Source organism: Gordonia sp. NPDC003504 (assembly GCF_053587995.1).
This window is the reverse complement of record NZ_JBSFPC010000016.1, coordinates 43,179-65,452: the sequence shown is the minus strand read 5'-3', so window position 1 is coordinate 65,452 and position 22,274 is coordinate 43,179. Positions and strand designations below refer to the sequence as shown.

General features: G+C 68.5%; 20 protein-coding genes. 11 read left to right on the top strand and 9 right to left on the bottom strand.

The features are described from left to right. The first annotated feature begins 84 nt into the window (after positions 1 to 84). Together ACWDPV_RS21915 and ACWDPV_RS21910 are read left to right on the top strand one after the other, a co-directional pair. On the top strand, positions 85 to 1,314 hold the full coding sequence (locus ACWDPV_RS21915) for an aminotransferase family protein (protein ID WP_449744660.1): 1,230 nt from the start codon (positions 85 to 87) through the stop codon (positions 1,312 to 1,314). 270 nt (positions 1,315 to 1,584) lie between these two features. After that, positions 1,585 to 1,830: a hypothetical protein gene (locus ACWDPV_RS21910; protein ID WP_449744659.1), complete on the top strand. Its 246-nt coding sequence runs from the start codon at positions 1,585 to 1,587 to the stop codon at positions 1,828 to 1,830. A 37-nt stretch (positions 1,831 to 1,867) separates the two neighbouring features. On the opposite strand, the gene ACWDPV_RS21905 is transcribed toward ACWDPV_RS21910, so the two are convergent. Continuing rightward, positions 1,868 to 3,295 (bottom strand): MDR family MFS transporter, encoded by a 1,428-nt coding sequence (locus ACWDPV_RS21905; RefSeq protein WP_449744658.1) that lies wholly within the window; start codon positions 3,293 to 3,295, stop codon positions 1,868 to 1,870. A gap of 73 nt (positions 3,296 to 3,368) precedes the next feature. On the opposite strand from ACWDPV_RS21905, the gene ACWDPV_RS21900 reads away from it, so the two are divergent. Next, on the top strand, positions 3,369 to 3,992 hold the full coding sequence (locus ACWDPV_RS21900; RefSeq protein WP_449744657.1) for a TetR/AcrR family transcriptional regulator: 624 nt from the start codon (positions 3,369 to 3,371) through the stop codon (positions 3,990 to 3,992). 61 nt (positions 3,993 to 4,053) lie between these two features. On the opposite strand, the gene ACWDPV_RS21895 is transcribed toward ACWDPV_RS21900, so the two are convergent. Both ACWDPV_RS21895 and ACWDPV_RS21890 read right to left on the bottom strand, forming a co-directional pair. Continuing rightward, entirely contained in the window at positions 4,054 to 4,587 is a 534-nt protein-coding gene (locus ACWDPV_RS21895) for a carboxymuconolactone decarboxylase family protein (RefSeq protein ID WP_348803568.1), read from the bottom strand. 11 nt (positions 4,588 to 4,598) lie between these two features. Then, complete coding sequence (locus tag ACWDPV_RS21890; protein ID WP_449744656.1) at positions 4,599 to 5,186, bottom strand: peroxiredoxin; 588 nt, start codon at positions 5,184 to 5,186, stop codon at positions 4,599 to 4,601. A 138-nt stretch (positions 5,187 to 5,324) separates the two neighbouring features. On the opposite strand from ACWDPV_RS21890, the gene ACWDPV_RS21885 reads away from it, so the two are divergent. Further along, positions 5,325 to 6,275, top strand: coding sequence for a hydrogen peroxide-inducible genes activator (locus ACWDPV_RS21885; RefSeq protein WP_449744655.1), 951 nt, complete (start codon positions 5,325 to 5,327; stop codon positions 6,273 to 6,275). A gap of 31 nt (positions 6,276 to 6,306) precedes the next feature. On the opposite strand, the gene ACWDPV_RS21880 is transcribed toward ACWDPV_RS21885, so the two are convergent. Together ACWDPV_RS21880 and ACWDPV_RS21875 are read right to left on the bottom strand one after the other, a co-directional pair. Continuing rightward, positions 6,307 to 8,403: a DEAD/DEAH box helicase gene (locus tag ACWDPV_RS21880; RefSeq protein WP_449744670.1), complete on the bottom strand. Its 2,097-nt coding sequence runs from the start codon at positions 8,401 to 8,403 to the stop codon at positions 6,307 to 6,309. Further along, complete coding sequence (locus ACWDPV_RS21875; protein ID WP_449744654.1) at positions 8,400 to 9,425, bottom strand: proteasome assembly chaperone family protein; 1,026 nt, start codon at positions 9,423 to 9,425, stop codon at positions 8,400 to 8,402. The genes ACWDPV_RS21880 and ACWDPV_RS21875 overlap by 4 nt, the downstream gene beginning before the upstream one ends. 93 nt (positions 9,426 to 9,518) lie before the next feature. Between ACWDPV_RS21875 and ACWDPV_RS21870 the strand changes: the two genes are divergently transcribed. From ACWDPV_RS21870 to ACWDPV_RS21860, 3 genes are all read left to right on the top strand, one after another. Further along, entirely contained in the window at positions 9,519 to 9,650 is a 132-nt protein-coding gene (locus ACWDPV_RS21870) for a hypothetical protein (protein WP_449744653.1), read from the top strand. 141 nt (positions 9,651 to 9,791) lie between these two features. Beyond that, a complete protein-coding gene (locus ACWDPV_RS21865) occupies positions 9,792 to 10,502 on the top strand; it encodes a hypothetical protein (protein ID WP_449744652.1) in 711 nt (236 codons plus the stop codon). 120 nt (positions 10,503 to 10,622) lie between these two features. Next, on the top strand, positions 10,623 to 11,723 hold the full coding sequence (locus ACWDPV_RS21860) for a DUF4192 domain-containing protein (RefSeq protein ID WP_449744651.1): 1,101 nt from the start codon (positions 10,623 to 10,625) through the stop codon (positions 11,721 to 11,723). Between the two features lie 25 nt (positions 11,724 to 11,748). Here the strand turns inward: ACWDPV_RS21860 and ACWDPV_RS21855 are convergent, their stop codons facing one another. Beyond that, positions 11,749 to 12,432, bottom strand: a complete 684-nt coding sequence (locus tag ACWDPV_RS21855; protein ID WP_449744650.1) for a metal-dependent transcriptional regulator — start codon at positions 12,430 to 12,432, stop codon at positions 11,749 to 11,751. A gap of 180 nt (positions 12,433 to 12,612) precedes the next feature. Between ACWDPV_RS21855 and ACWDPV_RS21850 the strand changes: the two genes are divergently transcribed. Continuing rightward, positions 12,613 to 13,857: an acetoin utilization protein AcuC gene (locus ACWDPV_RS21850; RefSeq protein WP_449744649.1), complete on the top strand. Its 1,245-nt coding sequence runs from the start codon at positions 12,613 to 12,615 to the stop codon at positions 13,855 to 13,857. Next, entirely contained in the window at positions 13,850 to 16,768 is a 2,919-nt protein-coding gene (locus ACWDPV_RS21845) for a bifunctional acetate--CoA ligase family protein/GNAT family N-acetyltransferase (protein WP_449744648.1), read from the top strand. The genes ACWDPV_RS21850 and ACWDPV_RS21845 overlap by 8 nt, the downstream gene beginning before the upstream one ends. A gap of 4 nt (positions 16,769 to 16,772) precedes the next feature. Here ACWDPV_RS21845 and ACWDPV_RS21840 read toward each other — a convergent pair whose 3' ends face one another. Continuing rightward, complete coding sequence (locus ACWDPV_RS21840) at positions 16,773 to 17,792, bottom strand: sigma-70 family RNA polymerase sigma factor (protein WP_449744647.1); 1,020 nt, start codon at positions 17,790 to 17,792, stop codon at positions 16,773 to 16,775. 276 nt (positions 17,793 to 18,068) lie between these two features. Then, positions 18,069 to 18,467, bottom strand: a complete 399-nt coding sequence (locus ACWDPV_RS21835) for a DUF3099 domain-containing protein (RefSeq protein WP_449744646.1) — start codon at positions 18,465 to 18,467, stop codon at positions 18,069 to 18,071. A 118-nt stretch (positions 18,468 to 18,585) separates the two neighbouring features. On the opposite strand from ACWDPV_RS21835, the gene ACWDPV_RS21830 reads away from it, so the two are divergent. Continuing rightward, positions 18,586 to 18,867 (top strand): DUF3039 domain-containing protein, encoded by a 282-nt coding sequence (locus ACWDPV_RS21830; protein WP_348803581.1) that lies wholly within the window; start codon positions 18,586 to 18,588, stop codon positions 18,865 to 18,867. Between the two features lie 22 nt (positions 18,868 to 18,889). On the opposite strand, the gene ACWDPV_RS21825 is transcribed toward ACWDPV_RS21830, so the two are convergent. Continuing rightward, positions 18,890 to 20,218, bottom strand: a complete 1,329-nt coding sequence (locus ACWDPV_RS21825) for a YihY/virulence factor BrkB family protein (RefSeq protein WP_449744645.1) — start codon at positions 20,216 to 20,218, stop codon at positions 18,890 to 18,892. A 282-nt stretch (positions 20,219 to 20,500) separates the two neighbouring features. Here ACWDPV_RS21825 and ACWDPV_RS21820 point away from each other — a divergent pair, with 282 nt between their 5' ends. Further along, positions 20,501 to 22,222: a DEAD/DEAH box helicase gene (locus ACWDPV_RS21820; protein WP_449744644.1), complete on the top strand. Its 1,722-nt coding sequence runs from the start codon at positions 20,501 to 20,503 to the stop codon at positions 22,220 to 22,222. The last annotated feature ends 52 nt before the right edge of the window (positions 22,223 to 22,274 follow it).

The following is a 22,274-nucleotide window of genomic DNA, read 5'->3' as shown; positions in this document are numbered from 1 at the left end:
TCCCTCCAGGATATGGGCAGCCGCCGAGGTGCGATCCCGCCCCCGATCACCGCGTCGGCACACCCGCCCGGCATCATGGAGGTCATGGCTGGTTCGTTGTGGCATGGGTTCGCCGACATGGGTGCGGTGACCGCGAAGGGTCCGTTCGTCGTCGCCCGAGGTGAGGGCGCCCGCATCTGGGACGTCGACGGCAACGAGTACCTCGATGCCACCGCCGGGCTGTGGTTCACCAACGTCGGCCACGGACGCACCGAGATCGCCGACGCGGTGGCCGCGCAGCTCGGGCGGCTCGCGCATTACTCCGGCTTCGGTGATCTGACCGCCGACGTCACCGATGCCCTCGCCGACCGGCTGGCGCAGATCGCGCCGGTGCCCGGTAGCAAGATCTTCTTCACCTCCGGCGGTAGTGACTCGGTGGACACCGCGGCCAAACTGGCACGCCGGTACTGGAACGAGGTCGGTAAGCCGGAGAAGACCCTGCTCGTCGGGCGCACCAAGGCCTACCACGGCATGCACGTCGCCGGAACGTCGTTGGCCGGCATCCCGGTCAATCACGACGGCTACGGTCAGCTCATGCCCGACGCCGAGTCGGTGGACTGGGATGACGCGAAAAGCCTTCTGGGACTGATCGAACGGGTCGGTGCCGACAAGGTGGCCGCCTTCTTCTGCGAACCGATCATCGGGGCCGGCGGCGTGTACCTGCCGCCGGCGGGATACCTCGCCGAGGTCCGTCAGATCTGCCGGGACCACGACATCCTGTTCGTGGCCGACGAGGTGGTCACCGGCTTCGGCCGCATCGGCGGCGGCAGCTGGTTCGCCTCATCGCGTTTCGACCTTCAACCCGACATGATGACCACCGCGAAGGGACTCACCTCCGGGTATGTCCCGATGGGTGCGGTGTTCATCGCACCGCGCGTCGCCGAGCCCTTCTTCGCCGGCGGTGTCTGGTGGCGGCACGGCTACACCTACGGCGGTCACGCCGGTGCGGCGGCCGCGGCCATGGCCAACCTCGACATCATCGAGCGCGAGGGTCTGATCGATGATGCGGCACGCCTCGAAGGTGATCTGGCCACTCATTTCGCCCCGCTTGCCGAACTCGACGCGGTCACCGAGGTGCGCACCGGGCTCGGAGCGGTGACGGCGGTGCAGCTCACCGACGCAGCGACCGCGATGGCCGCGGTCGGTACGCTGCGTCGGCACGGCGTCAGTGGCCGGGCCGCAGGCCAAGGGGCACTGCAGATCTCGCCGTCGTTCGTGATGACCACCGAGCAGGTTGCCGACATGGCCGAACGGTTCCGGGCCGCACTGGCCTGAGATCTCCGGGATCGGCGTGCGCCATCGGCGGTGCGCCTCGCACGGTCGGCAGGACCTCGATCGCAGCCGCGTCGACGTCGGCGGGCAACGAGACCGACCGGGTCACCGCCTCGGCGATGGCCGCCGTCGCGTTGCACAGCGCCATCGGGTTACAGCGCCATCGGGTTGGCGCCGGGTCCGCGCCCGGTGGCAACGTGGTGCGCGCGCTGTTTCTCGATCGGCGGGCTCGGTCCATCTATCCAGACTTCGACGAGGTCGCCGCTCCAGACAGTGGCCGACCTGCGTTCCCTGACCGGCACCGACATCGATCATGCTCGCAACGACGTCCGGGTGAAGTCCAACGGCACCAAGCGGATGATCCTCGATGGTGTCGGCTGCCTCGAATTGCGCTGGGACACACTCGAAGTGTCCGGAGCTCGCGGGCAATGCGTGGTCATTCGTCAAGCCGTCTCCGACAACCGGCAGCGACGAGAACTCGCGGCACTCGAACATCGCCACGGCGTGGATGCCGGCTGATCCGCCTGCAACGTTCGGACGTCATCGTCTCGGCCGGTCAGTGATCGGGCGCTCCGGCCGGCCGGGACGGCAACGCCACACAGATCATGACCGCCACGACGGTGAAGCCCACCGCCCACCAGAAGGCGGTGTGGAACGCGTGGGCACGGTCGGCCGGGGTGAGCGCGCCGCTCGCCGATGCCTCGAGGATGACCGCGAGCACTGCGGTACCGAAGGCGCCACCGACCTGCTGGGCCAGGCGCGTGATGATGCTGGCGTGCGGGATCTCGTCCCGGTCGAGGCCCACATAGGCCACGGCCATCACAGGGATCATGACCGCACCCATGCCGAAACCGCGCACCAGCAACACCACCATCAGCCACCAGTTGTTCGTGGTCGCGTCGGCGAAGGCGAAGGGGACGGTCGCCGCACCCATGACGACGAATCCGGTGATCGCGACGATCCGTGCTCCGAGGGTGTCGGTGTACCTGCCGGCCACCGTTCGACTCAGCAGCGCGCCGATCCCCTGCGGGATCAGCAGCAGGGCCGCGGTGAGTGGGCCCGCCCCCTGTGCGACCTGGAAGAACAACGGCAGCAACAACATCGACCCGTACAAGGAGGCGCCGGAGAGGAACAGCACCGCTGAAGACGACCCGACCGGCCGGCGGGTGAGTAGACCGACATCGATGAGGGCGGACGCCGGACGGCGCATCGCGCGGGCGGCGAAGGCTGCGACGAGCGTGACGCCGACGACGATCGGCAACCAGGCGTCGGTGCGCGCGAAGCCGCCGTCGCCGTGGACGTTGGAGAGTCCGTAGAGGACGCCGACGAGACCGGGGGAGATCAGCAGGAGTCCTACGGTGTCGAGCCGGGGACGTGCGGTGGGGCCGTCGGCAGGCAGGTATTTGCAGGCGAGCGCGAAACCGATGATGCAGAACGGGACGTTGACCCAGAACAGCCACGGCCAGCCGCCCCAGTGGAGGATGATGCCGCCGACCACCGGACCGAGGATCGGTCCGAGTGCGGCGGGCAGGCTGATCATCGCCATCAATCGCCCGAGATTCGCCCCACCACCCGGGATCTGCTGAATGGCCAGCGTCGCCATCAGGGGCATCAGGATGCCACCGCCAACGCCCTGGATCACCCGAAACGTGATGAGGCTCGCGGCATTCCACGCCAGACTGCAGGCGATCGAGGCGAGCATGAACAGCACCAGGCCGGCCAGCCACAGCCGTTTGCCGCCGAAACGCGACTGGGCCCAACCGACGAGCGGGATGGTCACGCCCAGAGCGAGGAGGTAGCCGGTGGCGACCCAACCGATGGTGGCGATGCTGACCGACAGGTCCCGGGCCAGGGTGTCCAGGGCGATGCTGACGATCGTCGAATCGAAGATGACGGCGACGCCACCGACGATCAGGACCATCGCGGAGAGGATCGCCGAACGGGGGATCGGCGGTGCGGCCGGGGTGGGGTGCGATGTGGCCATGCGCGAGCCTTCCCATCCGTAAGATACGAGTCTGTACCTAAGGCAAGCTACGCCCGTGCGATAAGATACGCAAATGTATCCAACGGATGATCGACCGCGTCGGCGACGGGGCCAGGAACTCGATGACGCGATTCTCGATGCGGCCTGGGCTCAGTTGGCCGACTCCGGGTACTCCGGGTTCACCATCGAAGCCGTCGCCGAGCGGGCCGGCACGTCGCGGCCGGTGATCTATCGGCGCTGGGAGGATCGGGACGAGCTCGCCGGGGCGGCGATCACGCACGCGATTAATCGGCTGCCCCGCGGCGAGCCGGCGGACACCGGCTCGCTGCGCGGCGATCTGCTGGCCTTGCTGCGGCGTTCCAATGACAGTCGCGGTGAGACGGCGGCCCTGCTCGTCGCCGTCGTCGGCGCCTATCACGCCGAGACCGGAAGGTCGTTCGCGGACCTGCGCAGGGAGGCGTTCGGTGAGTGCGCGGCGCGCACGATCGACGAGGTCTTCGATCGGGCGATCGCGCGGGGCGAGATCGACCCGGCACGGTTGACGCCGCGGGTGCGGGCGGTGGCCTTCGACCTCTTCCGGCACGACCTGATGATGAACATGCGTCCACTGACCGACGCGGAGATGACCGGCATCGTCGACGAGGTGGTGCTGCCGCTGGTGATGCCGCGGGCAACGCCGAGCGCCGACGGCCGATGAGCGGGGTGCCGACACGACGACGGCCCGGTCACTGTGACCGGGCCGTCGTCGTACTGGATGATCAGGCGTTCGCCAGCACCTCGGTGGTCGAGATGGCCTGGGCCACACCGGAGACGGTGGCGGCGACCTTGACGGCCTCCCACACCTGCTCCTTGGTCAGTCCGGCGTCGCGGACGACCTTGGCGTGGGCCGCGGTGCAGTCGTGGCAGCCGTTGATGGTCGAGACGGCCAGGCTCCACAGCTCGAAGTCGGCCTTGTCGACACCCGGGTTGCCGATGATGTTCATCCGCAGACCCATCCGCACCTGGGCGTAGTCGTCGCCGAGGAAGCTCTTGGCCCGGTAGGCGACGTTGTTCATGCCCATGATCGAGGCGGCGCCGAGGGCGGCGTTGTAGGCCTCGGCCGACAGGGTGTCACCGGCCTCCTCGGCGATCTCGGTGAGCACCTTGGCATTTCGGCTCGCGGCGGCGGCGGCGAGGAAGGTGCCCCACAACTGCTGCTCGTTCAGCTCGGTGGTGCGCGCCAGCGACGACAGGTTGAGCTTGAGGTCCTTCGCGTACTCGGGAAGGGCTTCCTTCAGATTGTCGATGCTCATATCAGTCCTTCTCAGACGCTTGCGGTCAGCAGTTCGCCGGCGTTGATCGTCGGATCGCCCTTCTTCCAGTTGCAGGCGCACAGTTCGTCGGACTGCAGGGCGTCGAGGACCCGCAGCACCTCGTCGACGTTGCGGCCCACCGAGCCCGCGGTGACCGACACGAACTGGATCTCGTTGTTCGGGTCAACGATGAAGGTGGCGCGATCGGCCACCCCGTCGGCGTTGAGAACGCCTGCAGCCGAGACGAGTTCGCGCTTGAGGTCGCTGAGCATCGGGAAGGGGAGGGTCTTGAGGTCCTCGTGCTGGGCACGCCACTGGAAGTGGACGAACTCGTTGTCCACCGAGGCGCCGAGGACCTGGGCGTCGCGATCGGCGAACTCCTCGTTGAGCTTTCCGAATGCGGCGATCTCGGTCGGGCACACGAAGGTGAAGTCCTTGGGCCAGAAGAAGATGATCCGCCACTTGCCGGGATGGTCATCGCTGGAGATCTGGGTGAAGTAGTCGTCGGGTTGCTGGGCGTCGACCTTCGACAGGTCGCCTCCGATGACAGCGGTCAGGTTGTAGGCGGGGAACTGGTCCCCGATTGTCAGCAGAGCCATGGCGTGTGACGCTCCCTTTCGTCTCGCGTGACAGCGTCGTCGGCGCATGCGACGACGACGTGTCGTAGTGGTTACCCCTCAATTCTGCGCCGAAACCGGCGAAAGTGAAACGTGATGATTAGCACTATACTGATAGGTATGGCTGATAAAACTTATCAACCCTCACTGGCCGGTCTGAGGGCCTTCGTGGCGTTGGCGCGGACACATCACTTCGGCTCTGCCGCAGCAGAACTCGGGGTCAGTCAGCCGTCGCTGTCGCAGGCGCTGGCGGGTCTGGAGAACGGGTTGGGGCGCAAACTCATCGAACGCACCACGCGGCGTGTCTTCTTGACACCGGAGGGGCGCACGTTGCTCGATCGGGCGATCGCGGTGACCGATGCGGCAGACGAGTTCCTGGCCGCCGCGGCGGGTGCCGACGACCCGTTGGTGGGCACCCTTCGGCTCGGCCTGATTCCGACCGTCGCCCCCTACATCCTGCCCACCGTGCTGCGCGGATTGCCGGAACAACTGCCGGACCTCGGGCTGCTGGTGGTGGAGGATCAGACCGCGCGGCTGCTCGCCGCGCTGCGCGACGGCTCACTGGACGTGGCGATCCTCGCGTTGCCCGCCGAGGCGCCCGGAGTCGCCGAGATCCCGATGTACGACGAGGATTTCGTACTCGCCCTGCCGTCCGGGCACCCGCTGGCCGGCCGCAGGCGCGTCGACCCGAGCATCCTGGCCGAACTCCCGCTGCTGCTGCTCGACGAGGGGCATTGCCTGCGTGATCAGGCCCTCGAGGTGTGCCGGCTCGCCGGGGTCTCGCCCGACCTCGGTCAGACCCGTGCGGCATCGCTTGCGACCGCGGTGCAGTGTGTCGAGGGTGGACTGGGCGTCACCCTGATCCCGGACACGGCCGTCGAATCCGAAACCGCCGGAGGAGAATTGGCAACCGCCCGATTCAGCGCGCCGCGACCGGGGCGGCGCGTCGGGCTGGTCTACCGCGAGTCCTCGGGGCGCGACGACGCCTATCGTCGGCTCGCCGGGGTCATTGCCGGCCTGATCGGTGCGGGTGGCTCGGTACGTGTCGTCGCGGGCGTCGTCCCGGCCTGAGCGAGGTGTGCGTGGACGACCGTGCCGCGTCTCACCGCCCGGTGACCGCGGCGAGTTCCTCCCACTCGTCGAGCAGGCTGGAATCGACCTCGCGGACCATGGTGCCCACCCGATCGGTGATGTCCTCGATCTCGTCGGTGGCAACCGCCAACGGAAGGCCCTGTCGCAGAACGCGATAGCAGTCGGAGAGATACCGCAGCACGATGCCCTCGCTGCGGGCGAGTCCGTAGGCCGAGATCAACTCGGTGAAGGTCATCGCCCGTTCGAGCATCTCCCGCAGCACGGATTTGGGCTTCGGCGGAAACCCGGACACCCACGGATGCCCGCGACGGTAGACGTCGAAGGCATAGGTGATCTCATCGGCCAGCGGACGGGGCCAGGTGATCTCCTCGAGGCGCGCCATCCGTTCCTCGTACTCGACGCCGTCGGCCTTCATCTCCGCGATCGCCGCATCCCGCGCCACCTTGCGCTGCGCCAACAGCACCGGACGCGGATCCTCCAGCGTGCATTCGAGAACGGAGACCACATCGAGGGCATACGTCGACGATTGCGGGTCGAGGAGTTCGAAGGCGGCGAGCGCGAACGCCGACAGGGGATTGGTGAGGGCGAAGTTCTCCGGCATGTCGACGCTGAGCGAGACATGCCGACCCTCGTCGTCGGGTTCGTCGAGTTGCACCACGATGCCGGCGTTGCGCAGGTCCCGGTACAGCGCGATGGTGTGCCGGATGTGACGCAACTGCCGATCCCGCGGCTCGTGATTGTCCTCCAACAGATGTCGCATCGCGGCGAAGCAGTCACCCGGCCGGCCGAGCACCTCGAGCAGCATCGCGGTGGTCATCTGGAAATGCGAGCGCAGCGGCTCGTCAGGCGCCTGCGCCAACTGCAGGAAGGTCTTCTCGCCCCACGACACGAACCCCTCGGGCGGCTTCTTGCGGACGATCTTGCGCAGCTTCTTCGGATCGTCGCCCGCCTTGGCGACCGCGCGGGCGTTGTCGACGTCGTGTTCGGGTGCCTGGGCGACGACGTAGCCGATGGTGTCGAAGCCGGCGCGCCCGGCGCGCCCGGCGATCTGATGAAACTCTCGGGCCCGCAGCCGTCGCACCCGGGTGCCGTCGTACTTGCTCAGCCCGGCGAACAGCACGGTGCGGATGGGTACGTTGATCCCGACGCCGAGGGTGTCGGTGCCGGCGACCACCTTGAGCAGGCCACGCTGGGCGAGACGTTCCACCAACCGGCGGTACCGCGGCAGCATCCCGGCGTGATGCACGCCGATCCCGGCGCGCAGCAGTTTCGAGAGGGTGTTGCCGAATCCGGTGGCGAACCGGAAGTCGCCGATCGCCTCGGCGATCACCGCCTTCTCGGCCTTGTCGCAGATCCGGGCCGACAAGAGCGCCTGAGCCCGCTCCACGGCGGCGGCCTGGGTGAAGTGCACGACGTAGATCGGGGCCCGGCCGCGGTCGATGAGATCCTCGATCGTCTCGTGGATCGGGGTCATCGCGTAGTCGTACTCCAGCGGGACCGGCCGCTGCGTGCCGGTGATCGCGGCGGTGTCGCGGCCGGTGCGCTCACGGAGGTCGTCGACGAAGAAGCCGACGTCGCCCAGCGTGGCCGACATCAGCAGGAACTGGGTGTGCGGCAACTCGATCAGCGGCACCTGCCAGGCCCAGCCGCGGTCACGCTCACCGTAGAAGTGGAATTCGTCGGCGACGAGCACGCCGATGTCGGCGCCGCCCCGCAACGCCAGGTTGGCGACGATCTCGGCCGTCGCGCAGATGATCGGGGCGTCGGCGTTGACGGCGGCGTCGCCGGTGAGCAAACCCACCGACTCGGCGCCGAACTGCTCGCAGAGATCGAAGAACTTCTCGCTGACCAGCGCCTTGATCGGCGCGGTGTAGAACGCCCGGCGGCCCTGGCAGCGGGCGAAATACACCGCGCCGGAGGCGACCAACGACTTACCCGAGCCGGTGGGCGTAGCCAGGATGACGTTGCTGCCTGCGAGCAACTCCAGCAGCGCTTCCTCCTGGTGCGGATAGAACTCGATCCCACGGTCGGACCACCACTGGGTGAAGTGATCGAGGGCGGCGTCCTCGTCGGTGGTCGGCGTGAGTGGGATGGTGGCCGAGCTCAGATCGGGAATGATCGACCGCCGGGGTTGCCGTCGGAGTCCTCACCGGCGTCATCGGTGCCGGTGCCGAACCCCGGCTGCTCGCCGGAGCCGTCCGGGGCGCCTAGATCGGCCAGGAACCGCTCGAGTTCGGCGCCCAGCTCATCACCGCTCGGGAGGGATTCCTCGGTGGCCAACAGCGAAGCGCGTTCGGTCTGAGCCTGCGCGAACGCGTCGTACTGCTGCTCGAGCGCGGTGACGACGGACTCGATCTCGGTGTTCCCCGAAACCTCGTTGTCGACCTGCTCGCGCACCTTCTCGGCGGCCGAATCCAGTGCTGCGACCGGCAATTCGAGCCCGGTGAGCGACGACACCGTTTTCAGCAATCGGGCCGCGGCGGCGGGGTAGTCGGTCTGCGACAGGTAGTGCGGCACGTGCACCGACAGCCCGGTCGCGCGTCGGCCGGCCTGGCCGAGGCGCAGTTCCAGCAACATCGAGGCGCTCGCGGGAAGTTTCATTGCCGAACCCCACCGGGGCAGATCGCCGAGCAGGTCGGGATCGCTGCCATGCGCGGTGAGCGACGGCGGCCGGGTGTGCGGTACGGCCATCGGAATGGCGTTGAGCCCGATCACATCGGTCACACCGAAATGATCGGCGAGCCTGCGCACCGCCTCGACGAACTTCTCCCACCGCAGATCGGGCTCGGATCCCGACAGCAGCAGGAACGGGCGGTCCTCGGCGTCGCGGATCGCGTGCAACGTCAGCGTCGGCATGGCCACATCGGTGAAGGTCTCACCGCTGAAGTCGATGGTGGGGCGGCGGGACCGGTAGTCGATCAGCTCGTCGGTGTCGAACGTGGCGACCAGGTCGGAGCCGAATGCATCGCGCAGATGCGTCGCGGCCAGCGCGACGGCGTGGCCGGCGTCGGCGAAACCGTCCAGTGCGTGGATCAGGACCGGGCCGGTCTCGGCGCCGTCCCGTTGGACGGCGGGCGTGGGGAAGGCGAGCTCGTACAGGGGCCGGTCGTCGGCTGAGTGCTCGTCCATGTCGTCCCTCCTGTCGTTCTCGTGCCGGTCGTTGTCGGTGCCGGTGGTTCTCGTGCACCGAATGTCCCGTGCGCCGAATGTCCCGTGCACGGAATGTCCCGTGCACCGAATCCCTATTGTCACGTATCGGCGCTGTTCGGGGCGAATCCCGTGGTCATTCCGCTGGCGGTGCGCGTACCACCCCGCACGATGGTCGTGGCCGCCGGTGAACTCTCCATCCGGTGACCTCTCCAGAAGTACAACCGCGACGCGGCGCGGTAATTCCCGGTTCGGTGCTCGGTGACCGGTTGTCCCCCGGCCGAGGGGGCCCCGGAGTGTCGGTGGGCGACTAGGTCCACGGAGGTGGCACAGTGGGGCGTTGTGCGGGTGAGCAGAACGATCGGCACGACGCGTCGACGTCGGCCAACGGGTGTCGTCGGTCGCTCGTCTCTGCGCACGCTCACCCTGGTGGCCTGCGTGGTGATGCTTCCCGTGGCCGCCGGCTGCACGGTGACCGGGCATTCGGTGGCCGACTCGGGTGACCTGTCGTCGTCATCGGTGCAGGCCGACGACTTCCCGGTTCCGGGGGCGACCCGCGTACCCACTCCGGCGGTGCCGTTCGCCGTGGCAGGCCTCGCCGGAACGGACCCGGCGATCGCGAGTCCATCCGACTGCATTCCGCCGCGCGTCGACGCCACCGGCGCGGTGGTGTGGCAGGTGATCGTCGACGGTGGTGCCTCCTCCTACACGAGTGCGGTGACCCATGCCGACGACTCGGTCGCCGCGGACGCGGCCCGGGCCGGGCGCTGCCCGGAGACACTCTCGGGTGACGCCGCAGCCGGCACCCGGATCACGACGACCGTGCTGCCCGCACCGCCCGGGCCGACCGGCGTCGACACCGCGGCGATCCGACGCATCACCGGAAGCGGCGACGACGAGCATCGGGTGATCACCAGTAGTCTCACGCTGATCGGTCAGCGCGACGGGGTGCGGGTGTACGCGCAGTACCGCGCGCCGGGGGAGGATGCCCTCCCCGCCGACGCCGCGGCCGGCCTCGACTCGTTGTTCACCAAGGCACTGGCCGCCGCGTTCGGGTGACCACCCGCGGCACGGAGACGAGTACCGCCGGCCTGTGGATGGCGGGACATCGGGGGATAACCCGTCGTCCCGGCGGTCGCCCCGGCCGGAAGTGGCCGCGACCCGGCGAACCATGTGCGCATGACATTCACACACCCCCGCCGTCTCAAGGCCGGCTCGCTTCTCAGCGCCGTTCCCGCGCTCCTCGGCTTCATCCCCGAATCCTCGGTCATCCTCGTCGTGCTGCACCCTCCCAACCTGGTCGGAGTGGCGATGCGCTACGACCTTTCCCTGACCGAGTCCGGTGCTCCCGACGACGATCTGCTCGACGTTCTCGACCGGCTCGGCACCATCATCGAGCGACAGGGCGGCGGCGGTCCGGTCGTCGGGGTGATCGCCGATCGCCGATTCCACCCCGATGATCGGCGCTACCGTCAGGTGATGGCGGTCGCCAACCGCTTCCTGGCTGCGGTCGGTGGCATCGCCCAGGGATTCGTCGTCACCAACTTCGAGGAACACGCGCCCTGGCATCTCATCTGGGATCCGCGAGGCGACGGGCCGACCGGCGCGACCCTGAGATCCGTTTCGGCGACCGGCACCATGACCGACCCACGCACGTCGCCGACCGCGATCGCGTCGGCGGTCGAGACGGGCCGCCGGATCCTGGCGCGCCGTTCGGACATGGCCGCGATGCTCACGCCGCTGCCGCATTGCACGTCTGCGTCATGTGAGCGCAGCGAATCCCCGGCGACCGCGCCGATGGCGGTGGTGCGGCCCGGCGTCACCGACCCCGACGAATGTGCGGCGCTGCTCACGGATCTACTCACCGCGATGGCCGAACCACCCGACTTCGGTTGTGCGGGCGTGACCCGACTGGAACGAGCGATCCTGACGCTCGACGTCCGGGACGCCGCACTGGCATGCGCGGTGACCGATCTGCGGGCCGGCGCCGAGTACCTCTGGCGCGAGCTGGCGCGGCGGCTGATCGGCACGGGCCGGGCGAGCGCGGCCACGCTGCTCGCCCATCTGCATTACGTCGCCGGTGAGGGTGGATACGCCGGGGTGGCCTTGGACTGTGCTCTCACAGCAGACCCGGACTGGGCGTTGGCCGGACTGCTCGATCGCGCGCTCCGCGGTGGCCTGGAGCCTGCCGTACTGCGGGAAACGATCGATGACAGCTACGCGCAGGCAGCCGAGTGGGGGATGGACCTGCCGCGCATGACGTTGCGTCAGGTCGGTTGACGTCGGTGGGTGTGGCCCTACAGCCCTACACCTTCTCGACGAAGATCGAATGGGCCATCTCGGCCGACAGCACCAGGCCGTCGTGTCCCGGGGTGTCGATCTCCACCTTGTGTGGTGTGCAGGTGACCGTTACGCGGGCGTTGGGGACCACGCCCGCCTCGCGGAGGTCGGAGATCAGTTGCCGGTCGGACTGGGCGTGTTCGGCGACGCGTCGCACGATGACGGCGACGGCGTCGCCCTGCGGCAGGTCCGACAGACGGGTGGCCGAATCCTTGACCGGCGGGGCCTCGGCGCCGAGTGCTTCGAGGCCGGGAATCGGGTTGCCGTAGGGGGAGGTCGTCGGATTGTCGAGCACGGTCAGCAGGCGGCGTTCCACGTTCTCGCTCATCACATGCTCCCAGCGGCAGGCCTCGTCGTGCACCTGATCCCAGGGCATCCCGATCACGTCGACCAGCAGACGCTCGGCGAGCCGATGCTTGCGCATCACGGCGACGGCGAGTCCTCGTCCCTTGTCGGTGAGTTCCAGATGGCGGTCGCCGGCCACCCGCAGCAGCCCGTCGCGTTCCATCCGTGCGACGGTCTGGGACACCGTGGGTCCGCTCTGATCCAAGCGTTCGGCGATGCGTGCGCGCAGCGGCACGATGCCTTCTTCCTCGAGGTCGTAGATCGTCCGCAAGTACATCTCAGTGGTGTCAACCAGATCGTTCACTCTGCGTAGTCCCTTCGTCCCCTCAAGGGTACCTTGACCAGCACCGGAATCGAGGCTGCCGGCCGCGTCCGGTCAACGTGCCTCTCGGCCACGCCGTCGAACGCCCGTTGTCACTACCTCACAGTGGAAGTGGGGGATATGGCCTAGCCTGAGTGGCGTGGCAAGACAGTGGAGTCCGCGATGACCGCCGCGGTGATCTGGAGTGAGGACTTTCTGTCCTACCGATGGGCGCACACGCATCCGATGAATCCGGTCCGGCTCGCGTTGACGATGACGTTGGCCAACAGTCTCGGAGTCCTCGACGACGTCGACCTCGCGCCGCCCCTGCAGATCGACGACGACCAGCTCGCCGTGGTGCACACCCGCGACTACATCGACGCGGTGCGAGCGGTCGGGTCCGGCACGGCATCGCTGTCGGGACCGCTGTTGGAGCGTCTCTTCGGCCTCGGGGACGCCGACAATCCGGTGTTCGACGGCATGCACGAGGCGGCTCGTCTCCTCGTCGGCGGCACCCTCGCCGCCGCCCAGGCGGTGGCCTCGGGATCGGTACGGCGCGCGGTCAACATCGGCGGCGGCATGCACCACGCCATGAAGTCGCGGGCCGCCGGGTTCTGCATCTACAACGACTGCGCCGTCGCGATCCGGTGGCTGCTCGACAACGGCTTCGACCGCATCGCCTACATCGACGTCGACGCCCATCACGGGGACGGTGTCCAGGCCGAGTTCGTCGCCGATCCGCGGGTGATGACGATCTCCCTGCATCAACATCCGGCGACGTTGTGGCCGGGTACCGGCTGGCCCACCGAGATCGGCGACGACGACGCGCACGGCACCGCGGTGAACCTCCCGTTCATGCCCGGAACGCAGGATCGCTTGTGGTTGCGTGGTTTTCACGCGGTGGTGCCGTCGATGATCGCGGAGTTCCGGCCGCAGATCCTGATCAGTCAGTGTGGCGCCGACAGCCATCGCGCCGATCCCCTCACCGACCTCGCCCTCACCGTCGACGGACAGCGGGCGGCGATGATCGCGATGCGGGAACTCGCCGAACGGTACTGCGAGGGACGGTGGATCGCCGTCGGCGGCGGCGGATACGGCGTGGTCAACGTCGTGCCGCGCAGCTGGACACATCTGCTCGGTGTGGTCCTCGACCGCGACATCGCCGTCGACCGGGTGATCGATGAGTCGTGGCGGTCCTCGGCCGAGCAGATCGCCGGACGCATCTATGAGGAGTACGCGGCACAGCCGGTCGGCGTGATGGGTGACGACGGTGATGTCGCCTATGTGCCGTGGGACGGCGACACCGGACAGTCGCCGCCACCGGGAATCGACGAGTCGGCACTGCGCCAGACCGACCGAGCCATCATGGCGACCCGCAAGGCCGTCTTCCCGCTGCACGGACTCGATCCGGAGGACCCGCGTGACTGATCAGCGACCCGACACCGCGACCACCGACACAGCGAACTCGGATTCGGATCCGGCCACGCCCGATCAGCAGACGGCCGGCCAGCACACGTCCGGCGGATGGGATTACCCACGGCATTGGATCGCCGACGTGCTCGCCTCCGACGGCGGCGTCGTGCATCTGCGCCCGATCGTTCCCGGTGACGCCGACCGCGTGGTCCGCTTCCACGCCGGGTTGAGTGAACGCACGCGGTACATGCGTTACTTCGGTCCGACGCCGACCCTGCCACCGCGCGAAGTGGTCCGGATGACCACCGTCGACCACAAGACGCGCGCGGCGATCGTCGCGGTCCTCGGCGGCGAGATCATCGCGATCGGCATCTATGAGGGCCTGGCCGCCGACGGGAAACCGGAGTCGGCCGAGGTCGCGTTCGTCGTCGCCGACGAACACCAGGGCCGCGGACTGGGCCCGATCCTGCTCGAGCACCTCGCCGGTGCGGCCGCCGAGAACGGATTCACCCGGTTCGAGGCCGAGGTGCTCAGCGAGAACCCGAATATGGTGGCGGTGTTCCGCGACGCCGGATACCAGATCACCCGGGCCTTCGACGGTGCCACCGTCCATGTGGAGTTCCTCATCGATCCCACCGAGGCCCTGATGTCGGTGCGCAACGCTCGGGAACGGGCATCGGAGGCCCGCAGCGTCGCCAACCTGCTGCGGCCGGCGTCGGTCGCTGTGATCGGCGCGTCGGCCGACCCGAAAAAGGTGGGTAATGCGTTGCTCGCCAACATCATCGCCGGTGGCTTCACCGGTCCGGTTTTCCCGGTCAACGGCCCCGCTCATCGCGGCGGGGACGCCGACGCCGAATCCGAGCCCGGCGCCGCGCACGGGGCCGGTCCCGGACACCACGGTCCCGGACACCACGGTCCCGGACATCACGGCCACGGCAATCCCCGACGGCCGGTCCGTGAACGTCCACCGTCGGTGCGCGGCATCCGCGCCTACGAGTCGGTGCGCGACATCCCGGATCCGGTGGATCTGGCCGTGGTCGCCGTGCCGGCCGCGGTGGTCGACACCGTCCTCGACGACTGCCTGGTGAAGGGTGTGCGCACCCTGGTCATCGTGTCGTCCGGATTCGGCGAGAGCGGGGAGGCCGGGCTCGAGAGTGAACGACGACTCGTCGAGCAGATCCGCGAACACGGCATGCGCCTGGTCGGTCCCAACGCGCTCGGCGTCGCCAACAACGACCCGGAGATCGCACTGAATGCGACTCTGGCGCCCCGTATTCCGGCCGCCGGGCGGGTCGGGTTCTTCTGCCAGTCCGGTGCCCTGGGCATCGCGATCCTCGACACCGCTGCACGTCGGCAGATCGGACTGTCGACCTTCGTCTCGGCCGGCAACCGCGCCGACGTCTCCGGTAACGATCTGCTGCAGTACTGGGATTCCGACACCGCCACCGACGTGGTGCTGTTGTACCTGGAGAGCTTCGGCAACCCACGGAAGTTCTCCCGGATCGCGCAACGGGTGTCGCGGACCAAGCCGATCGTCGCGGTGAAGTCGGGCAAGGGCGCGATGACCGCGGTTCGCGCCGCGCGATCGGCCGGGGCCCGACTCGACGACCGCATCGCGCAGATGGTCCTCGAACAGGCCGGGGTCATCCAGGTCGACACCATCCCCGAACTCTTCGACTGCGCAACGATATTCGCCTATCAGCCGCTGCCCCGAGGTCCGCGCACCCAGGTCATCGGCAATTCGTCGGTCATCGCGAGTCTGGCCGCCGACACCGCGCGCACCGGCGGACTCGAGGTCATCGGCACCGTGGACCTGGGGGCCGGCGCGTCGGAGGAGGAATTCGAGTCGGCGGTCGCGGCGGCGATGGTCGACGACGGGGTCGACGCCGTCATCGTGGTCTTCGTACCGCCGGTGGCCGTCGACGCCGATTGGCATGCACGTGCGCTCATGGCCGCAGCGAACACGCCGGGCGGCGTTCCGAAACCGATCGTCACGACCTTCCTCGCGGTCGAGGGCATCCCGCCCGGACTGATGCGACCGGGACCGCACGGGTTGCCGGAGCGCGGATCCATCCCGTCCTACGGCAGCCCGGAGCGGGCCGCGGCGGCGCTGGCGAACGCGTGGCAGTACGCGCGCTGGCGCGGCACCCCCGAACCCACCTTCGCGCGACCGGCGGGTACCGATGCCGAGGCCGCCCGGATGTTCGTCCGTGAGCACATGGACGGTCTCACCGACGGACAGTCCGGCGATGGGGGTCGCGACCTCACCGAGGTCGAGGCCGCCACCCTGCTCGGCTGGTACGGCATCGACGTGGTGGAGTTCCGCGAGGTCCGCACCATGCACGAGGCCAGCGCCGCGGCCCGGGAACTCGGCTTCCCGGTCGCGGTCAAGGCCACGTCACCGGGATGGCGCGGCCGGCTCGACCGGGAGGGCGCACGTCTGGACCTGCCCGACCCGACATCGGTGGTGACCGCGTTCGCCGAATTGATCGAGCTCACCGGCGATCCGGTGCTGCACGTCCAGAAAATGGCCCCGAAGGGAGTCGGGACCGTCGTCACCATGCGCGACGACCCGTCGTTCGGGCCGCTCATCTCGTTCGGGCTGTCCGGCAGCACCTTCGACCTCCTCGGCGACCGCGCCTACCGGGCGGTGCCGCTGTCGGATCGCGATGCTGCCGAGCTCGTGGCGGCACCACGATCGGCACCCCTGCTCGACGGCTACCGCGGAGAAGAGCCGATCGACAAGGAAGCACTCACCGACCTGCTGCTGCGCATCTCCACGCTCGTCGACGACATCCCGGAGATCCGTGAGGTGGTGTGCGATCCGATACTGGTTTCGCCCGACGCCGTCGCGGCACTGAGCGCCCGGATCCGAATCGGCCCGGTGCCCTCCAGGAAGGACGCCGGGCCGAGACGGTTGAGTTAGTCGATCAGCTGGCGTAGGCGCGCAGACGCTCGGCGCGGTCGCCCTGACGCAGCTTGCCCATCACCTCGCGTTCGATCTGACGCACCCGCTCGCGGGAGAGTCCGAACATCCGGCCGATCTGATCGAGCGTGCGGGGCTGCCCGTCGTCGAGTCCGTAGCGCATCCGGATCACCTGCTGCTCGCGCTCGTCGAGCGTCGCGAGCACGGCCCGCACGTCGGAGTGCAGCAGTCCGGCGATCACCGCGTTCTCGGCCGAGGTCGCCTCGGCGTCCTCGATGAAGTCGCCGAGCGGTGCCTCCTCGTCACTGCCGACGGGCATGTCCAGGCTCACCGGATCACGGCTGTGATCGAGCAGGTCGGCGATCTTCTCCGCCGGGATGCCCGACTCGGTGGCCAACTCGTCGTCGGTCGCCTCCCGTCCGAGCTGCTGATGCAGTTCACGCTTGATCCGGGCGATCTTGTTGACCTGCTCCACGAGGTGGACGGGCAGCCGGATCGTGCGGCTCTGATCGGCCATGCCGCGGGTGATCGCCTGCCGGATCCACCAGGTGGCGTAGGTCGAGAACTTGAAGCCCTTGGCGTAGTCGAACTTCTCCATCGCACGGATCAGCCCGAGGTTGCCCTCCTGGATGAGGTCGAGCAACGGCATACCGCGTCCGGTGTAGCGCTTGGCCAGCGACACCACCAGGCGCAGGTTGGCCTCGAGTAGATGCGAGCGGGCCATCTCACCCTCGCGGATGACCGTGTTCAGATCGCGCTTCTTCGCGGCCGACAACCGCTTCTTGGTCGCCAACACGTGCTTGGCGTACAGGCCGGCCTCGATCTGCTTGGCGAGTTCGACCTCCTGCTCGGCGTTGAGCAGTGCGGTGCGACCGATCCCGTTCAGATAGACACGAACGAGATCGGCCGCGGGTGACTGAGCGTCGAGATCCTGCTCGGTCATGGCGGGTCGTGTGGAGGTGCTGGGTGCGTCGGTGAGATCAGTGAACGACGTGGTGGAGCGAGCAACGGTGGAGCGTGACATTCCGGCCTCCTGACTTAGGTGCATACAACCGGTCTAACGCGGATGTGTGGACGAAAGTTCCCCGGACGTGCTGGCGCCCCCGCTGTCACGAGTGCGGTGAGCTGCGCAAACGCAACAGTGGCTGCCGGAGCTGCTGAGAAGTTGCTGAGATGGTGAAGTGCCGGAACACGATCACGCACCCCGCGCGGGCGTTGCCGGTGACGTGCTCGGGACGACGAGGCCGCTCCGGGGCGGCCCGTCAGTTCTCGTGCGGCCCGTCAGTTCTCGTGCGGCCCGTCAGTTCTCGTGCGGCCCGTCGACGGTCGTCGAGTCGATGCTGCGGCCCGAGGGGCCCAGCGCCGGTGGTCCCACCACGTGATGATCGGGTCCGTACTTGTACTGCGGAACCTCGCCGCGTTTGCGGGGCGGACGATCGTTGGCGATCAGCACCGCGACCCAGGGCAGCGGAATCGACGCCGCGATGATCGCCAGGGCCCACCAGCCCGAACCCGTCGACGAGTACACGATGCCCGCGATGATCAGCGCCGGGACGCGGAAGGCCATCAGCGTGAGGTATTTGCGCACCCGGGCACGATGTTGCTCGTCGTACGGCGTGGGTGCACCGGTGATCAGGAAGGCGTCGGCGTTCCGGCGATCTCCCGTGGATCGCTGCGCCGCGTCGTGTTGATCACCCATGGATCCACTGTCCCACTTTCGTCGACCGCGCGCACCGTCGGGTTCGGCGGACATGTCGGGGTCGGGTCGCTGCTCGCGCGCTGGTGACCCGGGCCGGTCGTGGCGCACAATGGAAGCCATGCCCACCGAAACCATTGAGCGTCCCGATCTCGACGAGCGGATCGACACCGACACCCGGACAGACGAGCGGCCCGACGCCGACGCCACCGACCACGGCGATGACGATCGCCCCAAGTTCTTCCACTACGTCAAGAAGGACAAGATCGCCGAGAGTGCCGTCATGGGCAATCATGTCGTCGCGCTGTGCGGGGAGACCTTCCCGGTGACACGTTCGGCCAAGCCCGGCTCACCGGTCTGCCCGAAGTGCAAGAAGATCTACAACCGGATGCGGAAGAGCTGAGTGCCGGCGCCGCCGGGCGGCGTCACCCGTCGTCGGACCGATTGCGTCGGATCGGTCCGCTCGACAGCCGGTCCGGCAACGTCTTGAGTTGCTCGGTGACCTCCGCGGTCTGACTGTGCACCCACTTGCGGACGTGAGTGGTGACGGCCGGTTTGGCCGGCCACAGCGACTGCACCGCCGCATTGAACTCGGCACCGATCACGATGGCGAACCCCAGGAAGAATGTGAACAGCAGGAAAGCGATCGGGGTTGCGAGCGCGCCGTAGCTGTAGCCGGCGCGGGTGATGGCGGCGAGGTAGAGACGCAGGAAGTAGCTCGCCACCCAGAAAGCGATTCCCGCGACGACGGCGCCGCCGACGAGTCGATGCCACGGCAGCGGGTTCGGAAGCGCCAGGTGATACAGCGTGGTCAGCACCAGCAACAGCAGCAGCGCGACGAACGGGAAGTAGCCGATGTTGATCGCCGAGGTCACCAACGGGTCCCAGGACTCGGGAACGATGTCGCGCAGGTAGTTGGGGCCCAACGCCACCAACGGCAGCAGCGGCACCGCGACGGTCAGGAACGCCAGGTAGAGCAGCAGCGCGAAGATGCGTTGCCACACCGGGTTTCGGACCTCGTGCTGGTCGTGGGCACGCACGATGGAGGCGACGAAGCATGACACCGCCGACGACCCGGCCCACAGTGACAGCACGAAACCGATCGACACCACGCCCACCCGGCCGCGGCCCAGGACGTTGTCGACGGTCGGCTTGATCAGGTCGTCGACGACATTCGGGGAGAAGGTGCGTTGGGCGAAGGACAGGATGCGTTCGTAGATGACGTCGACGGTGTCCGGGCCGAACCACCCGGCCACGTAGCCGACGCTGCCGAGCAGCCCGAGTAGCAGCGGAGGCAACGAGAGGGCCTGCCAGAACGCCGCTTGCGCCGCCCAACCGACGATGCCGTCATCCCAGGCCTTGACGATCGTGCGCCAGACGAGTGTCGGGATGTTGCGGACCACGGGCGTGCGGGGCTGCGGTGGAGCGTCGGCCGGGTCGTCCTGACCGGTGCGCGGATCCGACGGAGCGGTGTCACGTTCCTTCGACAGCGTCCGATGGTGTGCGTCCGGCGCGTCGAGTTCCACCGACACCGGCGCCGGGTTGCGTCGCGGAGCGGATAACGGTGCTGTCGGGGTCTCACCGCGCGGTGGATGCGGCGTCACGGGCCGGGCGGGACCGATCACATCGGTGTCGGCCCCCGCGCCCGCGGGTGCCGGGCCACCGCCCGCCGGGCGCGGCGCCGGACCGCCGGCCGTGACGTCGGGCCGCCGTCGCCGGGGTGCCCCCGGCGACACGGTGTCGTCGGGGGTCATCGGTGCGGGATTGCGGCGTCGGGTGCTGATGTGTCCAGCATCCCCGATCAGGCCCGGCGATGGGGGACCACCCCACGCGCGACACGCGGGGCGGGGTGTGGCCGACACGCCGCACCGAGGAGGAGGACGCGGATATCACAGGAGTGTCGGCGGGTGAGGGCCCGAGGGGCTCGGTAGAGTTGTCGCGTCCGCGCGGTGCGTCACCGCTTGCGCCCCATCGCGATCCCTGTCCCCAGCCCGTGTTTCCCTGTCCAGCACTGCCGACCCTCGGAGCCAGCACCCTTGACCTCTGCCGAAAACGTTGTCGTCCCCACGGTTTCGGGACCGCCGCTGCGGGCCTGGCAGCGCCGGGCCCTGACGCGGTACCTGGCGCAGGGCCCGAAGGACTTTCTGGCCGTGGCCACGCCCGGCGCGGGCAAGACCACATTCGGGCTGCGTGTCGCCCGCGAGTTGCTCGACGATCGGACCGTCGAGCAGATCACCGTCGTGACACCGACCGAGCACCTCAAGCATCAGTGGGCCCAGGCGGCTGCGCGGGTGGGGATCGCGCTTGATTCCCGGTTCAGCAACTCGGCCGGTCAGACGAGCACCGACTTCGACGGTGTGGCGGTGACCTACGCGCAGGTGGCCGCACACCCGACCCGGCACCGGGTGCGGACCGAGAACCGCCGCACGCTGGTCATCCTCGACGAGATCCATCACGGTGGTGACGCGAAGTCGTGGGGTGAGGCGATCCGGGAGGCCTTTGACGACGCCGAACGCCGGCTCGCGCTGACCGGAACCCCGTTCCGGTCGGATGACTCACCGATCCCGTTCGTCACCTACGAACCCGAGCCGGGTGGCGGCCAGCGGTCACGTGCCGACCATAGCTACGGCTACTCCGATGCCCTCGCCGACGGCGTCGTGCGGCCGGTGGTGTTCCTGGCCTACTCGGGTCAGGCGAGTTGGCGCACCAACGCCGGTGAGGAGTTCACCGCGCGTCTCGGGGAGCCGTTGTCGGCCGAACACACTGCGCGGGCGTGGCGAACCGCGCTCGATCCGCACGGCGACTGGATTCCCGCGGTGCTGCAGGCCGCGCACACGCGCCTGGGGCAGATCCGTGCCGCCGGGATGCCCGACGCCGGTGGCCTGGTGATCGCGACGGATCAGTCCGTGGCCCGCGACTACGCCGAACTGATCGAGTCGATCACCGGGCGGGCACCCACGCTGGTGCTCTCCGACGACCCGAAGGCGTCGTCACGGATCGCGGAGTTCGCCGCGTCCGACGACCAGTGGATGGTCGCGGTCCGGATGGTGTCCGAGGGGGTGGACGTGCCGCGGCTCGCGGTCGGCGTGTACGCGACGAGTTCGTCGACGCCGCTGTTCTTCGCCCAGGCGATCGGTCGGTTCGTGCGGTCACGTCGGCCGGGAGAGACCGCGAGTGTCTTCCTGCCGTCGGTACCGGTCCTGCTCACCCTGGCCAGCGAGATGGAGGCGCAGCGGGACCACGTCCTGGGCAAGCCGCATCGCGAGAGCGACGGCCTGGACGACGCACTGCTCATCGATGCCAACAAGCAGAAGGACGAGCCGGGGGAGGACGAGCGCGGATTCCAGTCGCTGCACGCCGACGCCGAACTCGATCAGGTGATCTTCGACGGTTCGTCGTTCGGTACCGCGACCTTCTCGGGAAGCGAGGAGGAATCCGACTATCTCGGGTTGCCGGGCCTGCTCGACGCCGATCAGGTGCGTGCGCTGCTGCGCAAACGCCAGGAGACCCAGGTGGAGCAGCGCACCGCGGCGGCGTCGGCGCCACCCGCCGAGGCACCACAGCGGGCGACGGGTGAGAATCTGGCGGCGCTGCGCAAGGAACTCAACACCCTGGTCGCCATGCATCACCACCGGACGGGCAAACCGCACGGCGTCGTGCACAGCGAACTGCGTGCCAAGCTCGGCGGACCGCCCACGGCGATGGCGTCGGGCGATCAGCTGCGTGAACGTATTCAGGCGCTGCGGGAGTGGCGCTGACCCTCGCCCCACGGCCGGGTGGCTTCCGGGCCGCGACACGAAACGACCCGGG

Coding starts and splice junctions, on each gene's coding strand:
- ACWDPV_RS21885 (WP_449744655.1), top strand. CDS start 5,325: ATGGCTGATAAAACTTATCAACCCTCACTGGCCGGTCTGAGGGCCTTC.
- ACWDPV_RS21850 (WP_449744649.1), top strand. CDS start 12,613: ATGACCGCCGCGGTGATCTGGAGTGAGGACTTTCTGTCCTACCGATGG.
- ACWDPV_RS21900 (WP_449744657.1), top strand. CDS start 3,369: ATGTATCCAACGGATGATCGACCGCGTCGGCGACGGGGCCAGGAACTC.
- ACWDPV_RS21890 (WP_449744656.1), bottom strand. CDS start 5,186: ATGGCTCTGCTGACAATCGGGGACCAGTTCCCCGCCTACAACCTGACC.
- ACWDPV_RS21870 (WP_449744653.1), top strand. CDS start 9,519: ATGTCCCGTGCACCGAATCCCTATTGTCACGTATCGGCGCTGTTCGGG.
- ACWDPV_RS21835 (WP_449744646.1), bottom strand. CDS start 18,467: ATGGGTGATCAACACGACGCGGCGCAGCGATCCACGGGAGATCGCCGG.
- ACWDPV_RS21860 (WP_449744651.1), top strand. CDS start 10,623: ATGACATTCACACACCCCCGCCGTCTCAAGGCCGGCTCGCTTCTCAGC.
- ACWDPV_RS21840 (WP_449744647.1), bottom strand. CDS start 17,792: ATGTCACGCTCCACCGTTGCTCGCTCCACCACGTCGTTCACTGATCTC.
- ACWDPV_RS21915 (WP_449744660.1), top strand. CDS start 85: ATGGCTGGTTCGTTGTGGCATGGGTTCGCCGACATGGGTGCGGTGACC.
- ACWDPV_RS21875 (WP_449744654.1), bottom strand. CDS start 9,425: ATGGACGAGCACTCAGCCGACGACCGGCCCCTGTACGAGCTCGCCTTC.
- ACWDPV_RS21905 (WP_449744658.1), bottom strand. CDS start 3,295: ATGGCCACATCGCACCCCACCCCGGCCGCACCGCCGATCCCCCGTTCG.
- ACWDPV_RS21825 (WP_449744645.1), bottom strand. CDS start 20,218: ATGACCCCCGACGACACCGTGTCGCCGGGGGCACCCCGGCGACGGCGG.
- ACWDPV_RS21830 (WP_348803581.1), top strand. CDS start 18,586: ATGCCCACCGAAACCATTGAGCGTCCCGATCTCGACGAGCGGATCGAC.
- ACWDPV_RS21895 (WP_348803568.1), bottom strand. CDS start 4,587: ATGAGCATCGACAATCTGAAGGAAGCCCTTCCCGAGTACGCGAAGGAC.